Source organism: Sulfurimonas gotlandica GD1 (genome assembly GCF_000242915.1).
Classification (GTDB): Bacteria; Campylobacterota; Campylobacteria; order Campylobacterales; family Sulfurimonadaceae; genus Sulfurimonas; species Sulfurimonas gotlandica.
This window is the reverse complement of record NZ_AFRZ01000001.1, coordinates 1499350-1514806: the sequence shown is the minus strand read 5'-3', so window position 1 is coordinate 1514806 and position 15457 is coordinate 1499350. Positions and strand designations below refer to the sequence as shown.

Here is a 15457-nt window from a genome sequence, read left to right as displayed (position 1 = left end):
ACTTTAATATAAATGCGATTATACCATTTTATTTGAAATTTTTTCTGAAAACTCTTTACAAACAAAAATTAAATGGCTATAATTCCGCTCACTTAAAAAAATAAGTGTGTTCTTTAATGCGGGAATAGCTCAGTGGTAGAGCACAACCTTGCCAAGGTTGGGGTCGCGAGTTCGAACCTCGTTTCCCGCTCCATTTATAAATTGTTGAAAAACACCCGTTGCCCGGGTGGTGAAATCGGTAGACACAGGGGACTTAAAATCCCCCGGTAGCAATACTGTGCCGGTTCAAGTCCGGCCCCGGGCACCATGGAAAATTGATTGACTGGTGCCATCGCCAAGTGGTAAGGCCGCAGCCTGCAAAGCTGCTATCCCCAGTTCAAATCTGGGTGGCACCTCCAATTTATAATACTTACAAATACAAACGTGGATCTTTGGCAGAGTTGGTCGAATGCACCGGTCTTGAAAACCGGCGAGGGTTATACCTCCCAGAGTTCGAATCTCTGAGGGTCCACCACCTATTTATACAATCTCCTTATTTACGATACTAACAGAGATTTTTCATAATTAATTCTTATATTATTCACTTTATACCATTAATCAACTTTTTCAATATTTTTTTGCTTTTATAACAATTTTAGTCGCAGATTTGACTTGCTATTTTTGCTGATAATTCGATGATAAGGGCTTTTTATGGGTGGATACTGAATAAGCTTGACTCGCCGGTCTACGTTATCAGTGTATTGTAGTTTTATGGTGAAATTGGTCGCACTTTTGACTTGGACTTTTTAGATCAACTCTTGGCGAATGACTGTTGCAAAACCTACAACTTGTTGAACTTTACATCCAAATACTTAATTAATTCACACATGTATCATTTAAATTCATTATTAGATACAATAATAAAGAAGAGAATAGTTTTTTTTAAAAAATATTTAAATATCAATTATACTGAAGTCATATTGCACCAAACGAGGGGTTAAGTTGCTTAAAACTTTCAAGCGTTTTTTGAATTTTCCAAAAATACCAGATACTGCTATTGCTGAATTTATGGATTATAACATTGAAGCTGACAAATTAATGCTTCGAGTATTTGTTTTTCAATGGTTTATAGCAACATTTATTACATCGATATTATATGACACATATCTATATGGTTTTATAAGCGGTGGATTAGTTACACTAATGATGTTTATTACTTATAAATACTATAAAGGCAGACACACAATGATGATACTCTCTAGTATCGCCATGATGCTGTTTTCACTAATTTTTATTCAACAGCACCTTGGTCGTATCGAGATGCATTTTCATGTATTTATTGGTTTAGCTATATTAACTATCTATAAAGATATTATTCCAATTACAATAGGAGCTATAACTACAATAATACATCACTTCTTTTATAACTATTTGCAAACAAATAATGTAAGTATATTTGACACTCCTATTATGATTTTTAACTATGGGTGTAGTTATGATATTGTAATTCTACATGGTGTTTTTGTAATTTTTGAATTGATTGTTTTAGGTTATATTGTTAAGAAGCAGGTTAAGCATACAGTTGATTTAATAACTACAAAAAAAGACTTAGAATACATCTCAATGCACGACACCTTAACAAATCTTCCAAACAGACATAGTTTAAATACAAAAATAGAATATATTACATCTAATGCTAATAGGCACAAAACAAAATTTGCTGTAATATTTTTAGACTTAGACTACTTTAAAAATATCAATGATACACTTGGTCATGATGTTGGGGATGAACTACTTAAAGCAGTTGCGAAAAAATTAACATCATCAGTAAGGGAGAATGATATTGTAAGCCGTATTGGTGGCGATGAATTTATAATAATCGCTGTTGATATTATGAGTGAAAATGATATTCTTGAAATAGTTAAAAATATTCTAAATATTTTTAGAGAAGATATTATTGTTTCTGGAAATACTCTAAGATTATCAGCTAGTCTAGGTATTTCAATTTATCCTGATGATTCCATAAACTTTATTGAGTTAATGAAATTTTCGGATATTGCTATGTATAAGGCAAAAGAACAAGGTAGAGATAACTTTAATTTTTTCAAACCAAAATTAGACGTAGATATACACTATGAAGTTGAAATTATAAATGATTTACAAAAAGCTCTCGATAATAATGAGTTTAAATTATATTACCAACCAAAAGTTGATGCTATAAGTGGCAAGATTATTGGAGCAGAGGGATTAATTAGATGGGAACACCCATCAAAAGGAATTATTCCACCAAATGAATTTATTCCTTTTGCAGAAAACACAGGTTTCATATTAAAAATTGGTGAATTTGTTATTAATGAAGGGATAAAGTATATCTCAAAACTTAACCTGCATGGATATGATAATATTCACGTATCTATTAATATCTCTAACAGACAGTTTCAACATTCAGATATTTATAATCAAGTTAATTCAGCTTTAAAAGTGCATATGGTTAAAGGAAAACAACTTGCTCTTGAAATCACTGAAAGTCTTTTGGTGGATAATGTTGAAGATACTATTGAAAAACTCCATAAGATTAAAAAGCTAAATGTTAAAATTTGTATGGATGATTTCGGAACAGGTTATTCCTCTTTGTCATACCTTAAACTTTTTCCTATTGATTCATTGAAAATAGATAAAAGCTTTGTCGATGATATAAAGGATAATTCAAATAATGAAAGAATACTTTTAAATACAATAATAGCAATGGGGCAGACATTAGGGTTAGACGTAATTGCAGAAGGTATAGAAGAAGGTTATCAGTTAAGATACTTACAAAGCAAGAACTGTCAATATTATCAAGGATATTATTTTTCTAAGGCTGTTACAGAAGATGAGTTTATTGCATTACTGAAAAATCAATAAAAACCTCTAAGTTTTGGAGCAAATTTTAGTAACGGAAATATTGTTCCAAATAGAGTTGAATTTTGGAACAATATTTTATGGGCTACTTCTTTTTAGCTACATCTTTAATAGCTCTATAAATCGTATTACGAGCAACATGAAAAAACTTTGAAAGCCATGCAACAGACTTTCCTTTTTCGTGCTGTTTGCATATGACCTTTTTATCCTTGAAAGATAAAATAGCTCTTCTTCCAAACTGAACACCTTTTCTTTTTGCAGCCTCAATACCTTCTTTAACACGTTCATTTATTAAATCACGTTCAAACTCTGCAATAGCACCTAACATGGTAAATAATAATCTTCCTGCTGGTGTTGTAGTATCAATGTTCTGTTGAATGACTTTGAGATTAACATTTTTATCTTCTAAAAACTTAGCAATATTCTGAAGGTCTATTACAGACCTTGCTAATCTATCAAGCTTTGTAATAAATAGGATATCTCCCTCTCGAACGAAATCCATCATGACATTAAACTGTTGACGATCAGCTTTATTTTTACCAGATTTTTTTTCAGAGAAAATCTTTACACAGCCAGCATCTTTAAGTTGATCAATTTGATTCTCAAGATTTTGGCTGGAAGTTGAAACTCTTGCATAACCTACATACATAATAAATCCTTTTTATTGAACTTACTATTTATCGCATATATTATGAAGAATTGTAAAGGGTAGGTTTGCTCCACAAGGTACAGGCTAGAAGAATATAAATATTGTATTTATATGTCAAACTTCTTCCAATACTCTCTAAATTTAAGTGTGTAATATTTATCGGCCTCTTCTCTAGACATTCTAATTGGTATCTTTATATTTGGCTTATTAGCCTTCCATACACCATCTTTTAATTTCATGTCATACTTAACTTGATAGTGATACTCGCCATATGTCATGTAAATTCCTATAAAAAAATTCAGATGAATTATAACATTTCTCTATTATTTACAATTGTATCTGTCGTTATATGTATTTTTGAACAATTATACTTGCTCCACAAAGTACAGGTTTAGTAATTGTCTAGTTTATAGGGGACATTCCAATAGCTAGAAAGTCATTGTTTATGGTCTTATATAGTTTTAAATCTTATTTGTTCTGAGATTGTATCCAAAATATATTAAATTTATATAATAATTAGTTATATTTCTTAATTCTAATTTATGCATAGGTTCTATAAACTAGCGTAACAAAAAATTATGGAGAAAACTTTGGATTATACTTATAACATAGGAACCGATAAACCAGATGTATCTCCAAGTATATATGAGAATTGGCAGGGTATAGTGGATTCAATTGCAACTATTGCTGATGTTTCTGCTTCTCTGGTAATGCATGCGCATACCGATAAAATTAAGGTTGCAAGTTGCTAAAGAACACGACCAAAAGAAAATCCGTATGAATTTAATGCATCAAACTTTTGGGTGTGATGTTTGTTTTACGATAATATTAAATATGTAGGTGCACAATGAAACATATAATTTTAATACTGTCTTTAATGTGCTCTAATTTATTTGCACAATCTGAACAAACAATTAATTTACAACTAAGCTGGAAACACCAATTCGCTTTTGCTGGATATTATATGGCCAAAGAGTTAGGGTATTATAAAGAAGCTGGTATAGATTTAAACATCAAAGAGTTTGAATATGGTACTGATTTATATAGCACTATAAAAAATAAAGAAGCAGACTTTGCAATAGGAAGGTCATCAATACTAATTGATAGAGCACAAGGCAAAGATATAGTAGCTCTTGGAGCGATGTTTCAACACTCTCCATTAATGTTATTAGTTCGTAGTGATAGCGGTATATCTAAAGTAAAAGATCTTAAAAATAAAAGAGTTATGATTACTGATGATGCGAAAGATACTGCATCGATAGTAGCAATGCTAAATGCTAATGATTTAAAGTTAGAAGATATCAAAATACAAGAGCATAGTTTTAATTTAGATGATCTCATTAATAAAAAAACTGATGCTATGGCTTCTTATACATCAAATGAACCTATAAGATTACAAAGCAAAAATATTGATTATAAAATATTACATCCAAAAGATAATGGATTTGATTTTTATAGTGACATACTCTTTACTTCTTCATCTTTTATTGCAGACAATGAAAAACTTAGTGAAGCATTTTATGATGCTACAATAAAAGGTTGGGAGTATGCCTTTAATAATATAGGTAGAAGTGCAGAAATAATACACAATAAATATAACTCGCAAAATAAATCACTTGTCCATTTAGTAGCAGAAGGTGAAATTTTACGAAATTTAGCATATCATGAAGGAAGCACTAATATAGGTTGTTTAGATAAAAATAGACTGCAAAATATAATCAATGTTTATAAAGTAATGGGTTTAATTGATAAGGATATTGATTTAGATAAATTTATTTATAAACATAATCATCATGAAGAAATCTTAGTTGCGCTTTATCATAATGATATATACTTGTATATAGTCATAGGAATTCTAGCATTAGCTGGGCTACTTAGTATAATTTTTTATTTGAGTGTAAAAACAAAATGGCTACATACGAGAAAATCATTAGAGATAGAAATAGATAATAAAACTCATCAAATAGAAGATATGACATATATTGATTCACTTACGAATTCCATGAACAGAAGAGCATACAACATAAAAATTGAAGAATTATTGTCTTTATATTCCAGATACAATACAGTTTTTTCAATAGCTATGTTAGATATAGATGATTTTAAAAAAATAAATGATGAGTATGGACATAGGGTAGGCGATAATGTATTAATCAACATAGTGCTACTCATAAAATCAGAGATTAGACAAAATGACTTTTTATATAGAATTGGTGGCGAAGAGTTTGTAATACTATTTGCACAAACATCAATACATGAAGCTATAATAGTTAGTGAAAAAATTAGGCAAAGTGTTGAAGCAGAGTTAAAAACTATAAAAAGTAAAACCATTACTGTAAGTATAGGTGTCTCTGAAGTTATGCAAAATGATACAGAGAATGAAATTTTCACAAGAGTAGATAGGCTTTTATATAAATCAAAAACAAATGGTAAAAATCAATTAACTTATTAGATATGAATTATATTTTCGGTGCTATTTATTACTATTAAAGAAGATTATTTTTCTTGCTATTGACTTTGAAAACTTCTAAAATATGGTATTATTTAGTATGTTAAGTTAGCTGCAGTGTATCCGAAGCCACACTAAACTTAAACCTCATAACCTCTTACATTTGGAACAGTTTTTAGTAACTGAAAGATTGTTCCAAATAGAGTTGAATATTTGAACATACTCCAAAAGGTACTGGTTCTTGAACACTATCGTTTTAAACTCTATCTTTTCTATATCCCCTAATTAAGCTATTTGTGTCTAAGCTGTTTTTCTTCATTAAGCATAGCATTGAGACTCTCAATTACTTGTATAGAAGCTTTTTCTGCATCATTAAAATAAGTCATAACATTTTGAGACTCCTCTGTACAAGTCCCTTTTTGAACACAATCAACAGCTTTTTTGATGCTATCATGTACTAGTTTATGTGGAGTGGACATTTTAGAGTAACTTGTACATTTACCAAACTTCTCTTTACCAGTTCCCTCAAAGTACCATTTACCAAGTCTACACTCATTATCAGAAGCGAAATGCCCAGTAGCTTCACCAGTAAATACTGTTTTATATCCATTTGCTTTAAATAACAGATGGTCTAACTTGCTTAGAACCATAAAGATTGCATATGTAACATCTTTATTTTCTTCTGAAATTATAAGTGAGTTACTTGTTAAGACTTGCATTTTATCTTGGAAAATATCCATTTGCTCATTTGAGCTTTGAGATAATTTTTCCATAGCTTGTGAATGTTCATGTACTTCTTGTGTATTTTGTTTTAAAGATGATACGGATATTTCAACTTCACTTGTGGCTTTTTGAGTTCTTTCTGCTAGTTTTCTTACTTCATCAGCAACAACTGCAAAACCTCTACCATGTTCCCCAGCTCTTGCTGCTTCAATTGCAGCATTTAGTGCAAGTAAATTTGTTTGGTCTGAAATATCTTTAATGAGTGTAATTACATCAGCAATACTAGATACATTATCATTAAGTGTTTCAACTTGCTCATATGTACTAGTAATATGTTCGAGTAGTGTACCCATCGTAGTCGAGAGTATATTTATTTCATTCGAACAATCATTTGTATGTTCATTATTTTCTGTGTTTTTAGAATCAACATCTTCAAGTGCCTCTAGGTTAGATTCTAAATCAGTTTGAATTATTTTCAAATCTCTATCACAACCATCTGTTAAACCATGTGTTAGTGATTTTATTAACTCATTCATTATTTTATTAGAATCAGCATATCTTGCTTGTTTTTCTAATTCAGAATTTTTATGAGTTAAGTCTTGTATCTCTTGCTTTAAAGCTTTAATCTCTTCAGTTTGTGTTTGTAACTCTGCTTCTAATTGCTTGTTATTGGAAAAAAACATACACTACCCTCATTATTATTTGGACATATGATATCATAATATTAATTATAAATAATAATGTTATTATTTTCAAAACACTTAATAAATCGCGTTAATAACTCTTATATTTGGAACAACTTTTTAAGCTTTCTTTAAAATGAGCTAAAAACTCCAAAACCTACAGGTTTTGGAACTGCCTAGTTTATAAAGGGACATTCTAAAAATCAATTCAGCTACTATATCGCATAATAATAATAATAATAACTCTTTGAGGTGTATTGATGAGAAAATTAAAATTAAAAATTATTTTCTTGGCATGTGGATTGATATTTCCACATGCCATAAGTGCGGACATAAGCGGAGTAGGTTTTGCTCAGTGAAGATGTTATGAGTTTTGCTACTATGAATAAATAAGGAATACAAGATGTTTAAATTTCTCGTTAGTTTAGTTTTTGTTTTGAGTTTTATGGTTGGTGATGTAATTGCTGATGAAAATCAAATTGGAAAACCCTTTGTGCAATCACAGCATGCTAATAGCATAATTTATAGCTCATTCAGTAAACTGCACAATATATATATAACTGGAGCACAAGATAGATCAATGAAGTTATGGGATGCCAATACATTAAGGCTTATCAAGACATTACCAATAAACTCTAATGGCGACCATATCATCTCAAGTGATGGAGATTGGTTAATTACTTCAAATGGATATAAAGGAATAAATCTTATTAATTTAAGTACGGGAAAAATAATAAATCATAAGACAAAGCAAATTGGTGACATACGCTCAATAGCTATGAGTAAAAATAATGAACTAATAGCTACATGCCTTTGGAATTATGGAAATGATAGACAAGATGCAATTGAAATATTTGATATAAAACAAGAAAAGGTAATTAACGTTTTAGATGCAAAATGCCCTTCAGACTTTCAAAGGAATATGATTTTTAAAGATAATGATCATTTACTTCAATTTGGTCAAGATGCAGGAATTTTTACAGAAATTACAGTCAGTGACGGAAAAAAAGAAATAAAAGAAAAAAAAATAGGGGTAGGAAGCTTTTTGGGATTAAGCGAAAATCTCCAATATGCTTTTTTTGATGAAAGTAACACTATAAGTATGTATGATTTGGAAAATAATAAATTTTTTAAAACTTTTAAATTTAAAGGTTCTATAGTTGCTTTTAGAGATTTGAGTTGTGACTTGACAAATAATATTTTTGCTGTACTTGGCTATGGAAAAATTCTATTTTGGGATATACGTACAGAAAAATTAATAAAAACACTTAAGGTATCGAAATATACATCTACAATAAAACTTATCCCCGATAAAGATTTTTTTCTTATTGATGAGGCAAGTATCATTAAAAAATATGCTCTAAAAACATTTAAAGAGGAAAAATTACAAAGAACAATTGAAACAGTACCTAGGTACTCATTTTTTATTAATAAAAAACTAGTAGTTAAACAAAATCAGGAAAGTTTTGAGCTTTGGAATCTTGATGAAGGAAAGAGAATAAGTTATGTAAAAAACAAGTCTGATGGCTTAGAGTTAAGCCCTGATAAAAAACAATTAATGACTCATTCTAAGAACGATATAATCCTTTGGGATTTAGAAGGTAAGAATAAAATATTACCATTGAATGTAGAAGGGGAAATTAAAGAGATAAGTTACACTAAAGGTAAAAGTAATGTTCTAACACTTGTCTCGCGTACGCGTAAAAATCATAAATATATACTAACATCATGGGATATCAAAAAATCCAAAGTACTACAAAAAAAAATATTAAATTATGTACGTCTTTATTCAGATAGTATTGCTATGGAAACACAACGGCAACCTGAAGGGACAGATATTAAAATTTACAATACCAGTAATAATTTTAAAGAAAAAATCATTCATATAAATAATCAAGAGTTCCTTAAATCCGTAAGTCAAGATTCAAAGAAGCTTCTTATCTATGGAGATAATTCAATATTAATTGATTTGGAATCTAATCAGACACAAAAATTGAGTTTTTCACCTAGCTTATATGATGGTAAAACTTTTGGAATAAAAAGGGCTACCCATGTATTTTTAAATCATGACAACACTATTATTGCATTAACAAGTGATGGAAATGTTGAAATTTATGATGTGAAAAATAATAATTTTATTCATAAAATAAATGTGTCAGATACACAAATTAGTCATGTTAGCTTCAGTGATGATGATAAAAAAATCATAGCACTGAAGCGCGGAGCTGTTAAAGTTTTTGATATTGCATCAGAAAAAGAACTCTTGTCATTGACATCATTTGACGATGGCGAATGGATTTCAATGACTCCAGAAGGCTATTTCAACGCTTCACCAAACGCAGCCAAACACCTAAACATCCTAATAGGACCAATGAAAGTAAGCTCAATAGACCAATACTATGAAACATTCTTCAGACCAGATATAGTAGCATCAGTTATGAGTGAAGATAAAAACATTCAATATGCAACAGCTAAACCAACGCTAAAATTAAGCGAGGTCAAACCAGCTCCAGAAGTAGCCATAATCGACACTAAAAAATCTATTGATTCAGAAGAACTACAAGTAACTCTGAAAATAACTCCAAGCTCAGGAGGAATCGGTCAAATAAGACTTTATCTTGATGGTGTTCTTGTAAAAACAGATGGAGACCGTGGACTTCAAAAGAAACAAGATAAAAATGTAGTTTTAAAAACATACACGCTTAAACTTCCAAAAGGTGAACACACTGTAAAAGCTATAGTCTATAACGAAGAAAATACTATGGCTTCACGTGAAGATATTTTAGCTGTAGTTTCAACTTTTAACCCGATAACTAAACCAAATATCTATGCAGTAGTTGTTGGAATAAATGAGTACAAAAACCCAAGCATATCTTTAAAATATGCAGTGGCAGATGCGGAGCTTTTCGCACAAACTATAAAAGATAAAACTAAAGGTCTTTATAGTAATGTCAAAGTAGAACTGCTTACTTCCAAAGATCAGACTTCAAAAGAGAACATAACTAAAACTCTAAAAGCATTAGAGAACATATCTCCAAATGATTTGTTTATATTCTTTGTAGCAAGTCACGGAATGGTTGAAGATGCAAAATACCATATGATAACTTCAAATGTAGGAGCCCTCTCAAGTAGAGGTATAGAAAAAGAAGCTATCTCTCAAAATGCTCTAAGAGATATGATTGCTAATATCCCAACTACTAAAAAGTTTATTGTTCTTGATACTTGTAACTCAGGTGCTTTAGGTCAAGCTATAGAAGTTGCACTTTTAACTCGTGGACTGAATGAGACAACAGCTATGAAAGTACTAAGCCGTGCAGTTGGAAGTACAATCATCTCAGCTTCATCTTCTTCTCAAGAAGCACTAGAAGGTTATAAAGGTCATGGATTACTTACATATGTTCTTGCAGAGGGACTAAAAGGTAATGCAGACAGTGACAGAGATGGCTATATAAAAACACTTGAAATCGCAAACTTCGTAGAAGACACAGTTCCAGAGATTGCAGAGAAAGAGTTTAAACGTGCTCAATATCCGTTTGTGTCTCCGTTAGGTCAGGGGTTTCCTTTGGTGAAAGTAAAATAGAAAAATTGTTCAAAATAGAGTTGAATTTTGGAACATATTCCAAAAAGAACAACATAATGAGTATATTTTATTTTGTTAAGAGAATGGTAAGTTGTTCTAAAGTATAGTTATTATTAAACACTGAAATAAATTATAAAAGGAACCATATATGAAAAAGTTAATTTTATTAACAGTCATCTTATCAGGATTTTTGTTGGCAAATGACCTAAACAAGGGTTTAGATTACTATAATAAAGGTGATTTCAAATCAGCCTTTGATATTTGGAAAAAGCTTGCAGATGAGGGTGATAGTACAGCACAAAAGAATGTGTCTTATATGTATCAGGAAGGTCAATATGTACAAAAGGATAATCTAAAAGCTGTTGAATGGATGAAAAAATCAGCTTCGCTTGGTAATTCATCAGCTCATAGAGAGTTAGGATATATGTATCAAGTTGGCACTGGTGTTGAGAAGAATATTCATAAAGCAATTGATTGGTACACTATTGCTGCTGATGAGGGAAATGTACAAGCTATGACAGATCTTGGAACTGTTTATTACAATGGTCTTGGTGTAGCTCAAAATGATAGTATGGCAGCAATATGGTGGGAAAAAGCAGCCGAAGCAGGTCAAGAAGAATCTGTAAACAATACAATGCTTAGTTATTGCTATCCCATTGGAAGAAAACAAGATTTAAAAAAGTGTGCTTATTGGGCAAAAATTAGCCGTAAGAATGGATTTAACGTTGATAATATTTGGAATGAATATCAACTCTCGAAATATGAATAAGGGGCTTATAATGAAAATATATTTATTAATACTTGGGATTTTTTTTAGTTTAACTTTACATGCGGATAATATGCAAGAAGCAAATCTTGCATATGACAATGGTAATTATAAGAAGGCCTATGAACTATGGTTGCCATATGCTGAGAAAAGAGAAATCAGAGCAATGCACAATATAGGAACTATGTCTTTAAAAGGACAAGGTATAACTGCTAATGATTATGAAGCTTTTAAATGGTACAGCATGGCTGCTGAAGCTGGTCTAGCTGAATCACAATATGCATTAGGTTTATTATACAAGTCAGGAGAAGGAACTAATAAAGATTTATCAGAAGCTTTTAGATTATTTTATAAAGCTGCGAAACAGGATGTTATTGAAGCACAGGTTGAACTTGCAATTATGTATAACGATGGATACTATTTTAATGAAGGATTTAAGTTATTAAAAAAAGCAGCAGATCAAGGTAGTGCAAAAGCTCAATATAAGTTAACAATGTCATATTGTTTTGGTTTAGGTACAGATAAAAATTTAAAAGAAGCTCTTTTCTGGGCAGAACAAACTAAAGATAGTGGTTTATTTAGTCAAGAAATCATAGATAAACTTTGGAAAACATGCAAACTATAAAATGAAATTACTTTTACTTTTATTTTTCTTTTTTGGAGATCTATTTGCTTATAGCGATGTTATATTTGAATTAGATACAAAAGCGCATACAAGTGAACTTAAAGATATCATCATTACTAAAGATAAAGACATTATTACTGCTTCAAAAGACACAACAATTAGGGTTTGGGATTCAAATGGAAAGTTAAAAAAAAAAATATTGGGACAAATTGATACCGTAATAGAAGGTAGAGTATATACGATAGCGTTAAGTTATGATGAAAGATATCTAGCGGTTGGTGGATATATGTCAGAAAAAGGGACTGCTGGAGTTGGTAATATACGAATCTATGATTATCAAACAGGTAAACTCTTAACATTACTTAAATCACATAAAGATGTTGTTTTATCATTGGACTTTAGCCCTGATGGGAAATATTTAGTTTCTGCTTCTGGTGATAAAACAACTAAAATATGGAACATAAAAGACAATTTCATATTAGAAGATACTATCGCATTTCATCTAAATCCAGTTAGAGCAGTTAAAATAGTAAAAAACAATGGTGATTATTTAGTTGTATCAGGCAGTGATGATGAGCAAATAGCCATGTATAGTTTAAATCAAAGAAAAGTCATAAATAGTGTTAAAACGGAGGCTTGGATATTTGGACTAGCAGCTTCTGATGAACATATAGCAGCAACAAATGGTAAAAATGGAATAATGATATATGACTACAAGTTAAATCTTGTAAAAAATATAGTCACTAAAACTCAACCTACCAAACTTGCCTATTCAAAAAATGGAAAATATTTAATATCTGGATGTTTTAATTTTCCAATAGAAGTAAATATTTATAAAGCAAAAGCACGCTACATAAAGAAAAAATCTTATAATCATCACTATAATGCAGTTGTGAATGTAGGATTCCTTGATGATGAAACTGCAATTACTGTCGGGGCTGAAAAAAATGAAATTTATATATGGAATATAAATACAGGTAAGATAATTAATAAGATAATCGGAGATGGGCAACCAATTTTCAGTCTAGGAATTAAATCAAATAAAATTGCATGGGGAAATAGTGATTGTAAAATTGTAAATTGTAAAAAACTTGAAAAAAGTATAGATATTGAAAAATATAAAATTAAAAGAAGTTTATTAAAGAGTGATGATTTTAATACCATTAAAGTTGACAATGGTATTTATTCTTTACAATTAACAAGCGGTGATGTAGGCAAGGTAAAAGATGTAATAGGTGCAAAACTGATAATTAAAAAAGACAATAAAGAAGTTGGGTATATTTTAAAAACAGAAGTAGATGGTTTTGTACATAAAAGTTATGGATGGTATAAAAATTATGTTATTAGTGGTGGAGGGGGAGGAGCCTTAAATATTTACAATATAAATGGTTATAGAATAGCTTCTCTCCATGGTCACACTGGTGATATATTATCTTTAGCCTTAGATAGAGATAGGCTTATAAGTGCAGGAACAGACCAAACAATAAAAATTTGGGATTTGTCTGAAATAAAAGATAGTAGTAGAGAATTAAAAATTAATGAAGAATATATATCTATTATTATGAATAAGTATAAAATATCAAAAGAGAATGTTTTAGTACAGGCTAAAAAGTTAAATGATACCAATATTTACTTAAAACCAAAAATACAAAAAATTTACCCAACACTAACCCTTTTTATCTCAAAAGACAACGAATACATAGCCTACACAAACGAAGGTTTCTTCACCGCTTCAAAAAATGGTGGACAATACATAGGTTATCATATTAATCATGGACCAAATAAAGAAGCAGAATATGTAACAGTGGATGCACTTTACTCAACATTCTACAGACCAGACCTTATCCAAAAAGCCTTAGCAGGTGAAAGTCTAGAAAAGTATGCTAAAAATATCAACATCCAAAAACTTTTAGAAGATGGTCTAGCACCAGAAGTACATATTCTCTCAAGTGCTACAAAGACTGATAAACAAGATATGGATTTAAAAGTTCAAGTATGTCCAAAAGCAAAAGGTGGTTACGATAATCTTACTCTGCTCATAAACGATATGCCAGTATCAGTAATAGATACATCTCGTGCGTTAAAACTAAAAAAGAAATCTCAACGAGATGATTGTTTTATCTATGATCAGACTATCTCTTTAGCAGGTGGTAAAAACACAATTGGCTTTCGTGCTACTAATAAAGCTGGAAATATAGAATCTAAACCTGACTATTTAGAAGTAACATTTGATGACACAAACCTAAAAAAGAAAGTAAGAAGCAAACTTGAACAAATCTCAGGTTCTCAGAATGTAAATGATTTACATATACTAGCCATAGCTGTCAATGAATACAAAGATAAAGACTTAGCACTAAAGTACTCGATTAATGATGCTACAGAGATGTTAAAGACTATTCAAGATGTAGCTAAACCTCTTTTTAACAAAGTGCATACATATAAACTCTTAGATAAAGAAGTGACTAAAGAAAATATTAAACAAGCCTTTAAAGATATCAAGTCAACTCGTGAAGATGTATTCTTGCTTTATATTGCAGGGCATGGTATAACAGATGAATATAATGGTAACTATTACTATATTCCTTATGACTTTGAAGATAAAGATAATACATCAGCAGTACAGGTTCAAGGCGTAGGTCAAAAAGATTTAATGCTTGGACTATCAAATATAACCGCTCTAAAGTCACTTGTTCTCTTAGATACATGTAACTCAGGCTCATTCGTAGAAGCTAATATGCAAAAGACTACAACCAATAGACTTGCTCGTGCAACAGGAAGAGCAACTATAAGTGCAAGTAGTAAAAGTCAAGTTGCACTTGAGGGTTATGAAGGTCATGGAGTATTTACATATACATTGATTGAAGCACTTAAAGGTAAGGGTTATAAAGATGATAAAAAAATAACTATTAATGAACTTAATGATTATGTAGAAGAGACTTTACCAGACAGAACAGATAAAAAGTGGGGATACAGACAAATGCCTCAAAGTTCTATGTATGGTGTTGATTTTAATATTGGGGCTAAATAGTGCAAAGAATTTCCATTCTTTTTTTTGTACTTTTTATGTCATCGAATATAAAGTGGAAGTGGAATGTCCCCTAT

The 15457-nt window shown here is 30.5% G+C and carries 9 protein-coding genes, 4 tRNA genes and 1 pseudogene; 10 read left to right on the top strand and 4 right to left on the bottom strand.

Annotation, left to right across the window (positions count from 1 at the left end):
• Positions 1 to 118 precede the first annotated feature (118 nt).
• The 5 genes from SMGD1_RS07480 (at position 119) to SMGD1_RS07460 (ending at position 2883) form a co-directional block, all read left to right on the top strand.
• A tRNA-Gly gene (locus tag SMGD1_RS07480) sits at positions 119 to 193 on the top strand.
• Between the two features lie 27 nt (positions 194 to 220).
• Positions 221 to 307, top strand: a tRNA-Leu gene (locus SMGD1_RS07475).
• A gap of 17 nt (positions 308 to 324) precedes the next feature.
• Positions 325 to 398: transfer RNA gene (locus SMGD1_RS07470), tRNA-Cys, on the top strand.
• 27 nt (positions 399 to 425) lie between these two features.
• Positions 426 to 514: transfer RNA gene (locus SMGD1_RS07465), tRNA-Ser, on the top strand.
• A gap of 467 nt (positions 515 to 981) precedes the next feature.
• A complete protein-coding gene (locus tag SMGD1_RS07460) occupies positions 982 to 2883 on the top strand; it encodes a putative bifunctional diguanylate cyclase/phosphodiesterase (RefSeq protein WP_008335416.1) in 1902 nt (633 codons plus the stop codon).
• Between the two features lie 82 nt (positions 2884 to 2965).
• Here the strand turns inward: SMGD1_RS07460 and SMGD1_RS07455 are convergent, their stop codons facing one another.
• Together SMGD1_RS07455 and SMGD1_RS14735 are read right to left on the bottom strand one after the other, a co-directional pair.
• Positions 2966 to 3529 (bottom strand): recombinase family protein, encoded by a 564-nt coding sequence (locus SMGD1_RS07455; RefSeq protein ID WP_008335272.1) that lies wholly within the window; start codon positions 3527 to 3529, stop codon positions 2966 to 2968.
• Between the two features lie 107 nt (positions 3530 to 3636).
• Complete coding sequence (locus SMGD1_RS14735) at positions 3637 to 3807, bottom strand: hypothetical protein (protein WP_008335947.1); 171 nt, start codon at positions 3805 to 3807, stop codon at positions 3637 to 3639.
• Positions 3808 to 4376: 569 nt separating this feature from the next.
• On the opposite strand from SMGD1_RS14735, the gene SMGD1_RS07450 reads away from it, so the two are divergent.
• Positions 4377 to 5981: a GGDEF domain-containing protein gene (locus SMGD1_RS07450; RefSeq protein ID WP_081444038.1), complete on the top strand. Its 1605-nt coding sequence runs from the start codon at positions 4377 to 4379 to the stop codon at positions 5979 to 5981.
• Between the two features lie 287 nt (positions 5982 to 6268).
• Here SMGD1_RS07450 and SMGD1_RS14900 read toward each other — a convergent pair whose 3' ends face one another.
• Both SMGD1_RS14900 and SMGD1_RS14895 read right to left on the bottom strand, forming a co-directional pair.
• Positions 6269 to 6628, bottom strand: coding sequence for a CZB domain-containing protein (locus SMGD1_RS14900; RefSeq protein WP_241761515.1), 360 nt, complete (start codon positions 6626 to 6628; stop codon positions 6269 to 6271).
• Positions 6629 to 6715: 87 nt separating this feature from the next.
• Positions 6716 to 7054 (bottom strand): annotated as a pseudogene (locus SMGD1_RS14895) (methyl-accepting chemotaxis protein); the annotation flags it as partial.
• Positions 7055 to 7787: 733 nt separating this feature from the next.
• Here SMGD1_RS14895 and SMGD1_RS07440 point away from each other — a divergent pair.
• The 4 genes from SMGD1_RS07440 to SMGD1_RS07425 all read left to right on the top strand — a co-directional run bounded on the left by SMGD1_RS07440 (position 7788) and on the right by SMGD1_RS07425 (position 15383).
• On the top strand, positions 7788 to 10964 hold the full coding sequence (locus SMGD1_RS07440; RefSeq protein WP_008336940.1) for a caspase family protein: 3177 nt from the start codon (positions 7788 to 7790) through the stop codon (positions 10962 to 10964).
• 148 nt (positions 10965 to 11112) lie between these two features.
• Complete coding sequence (locus tag SMGD1_RS07435; RefSeq protein ID WP_008335145.1) at positions 11113 to 11733, top strand: tetratricopeptide repeat protein; 621 nt, start codon at positions 11113 to 11115, stop codon at positions 11731 to 11733.
• A gap of 10 nt (positions 11734 to 11743) precedes the next feature.
• A complete protein-coding gene (locus SMGD1_RS07430) occupies positions 11744 to 12355 on the top strand; it encodes a tetratricopeptide repeat protein (RefSeq protein ID WP_008335026.1) in 612 nt (203 codons plus the stop codon).
• A 1-nt stretch (position 12356) separates the two neighbouring features.
• A complete protein-coding gene (locus SMGD1_RS07425; RefSeq protein ID WP_008335667.1) occupies positions 12357 to 15383 on the top strand; it encodes a caspase family protein in 3027 nt (1008 codons plus the stop codon).
• Positions 15384 to 15457 lie beyond the last annotated feature (74 nt).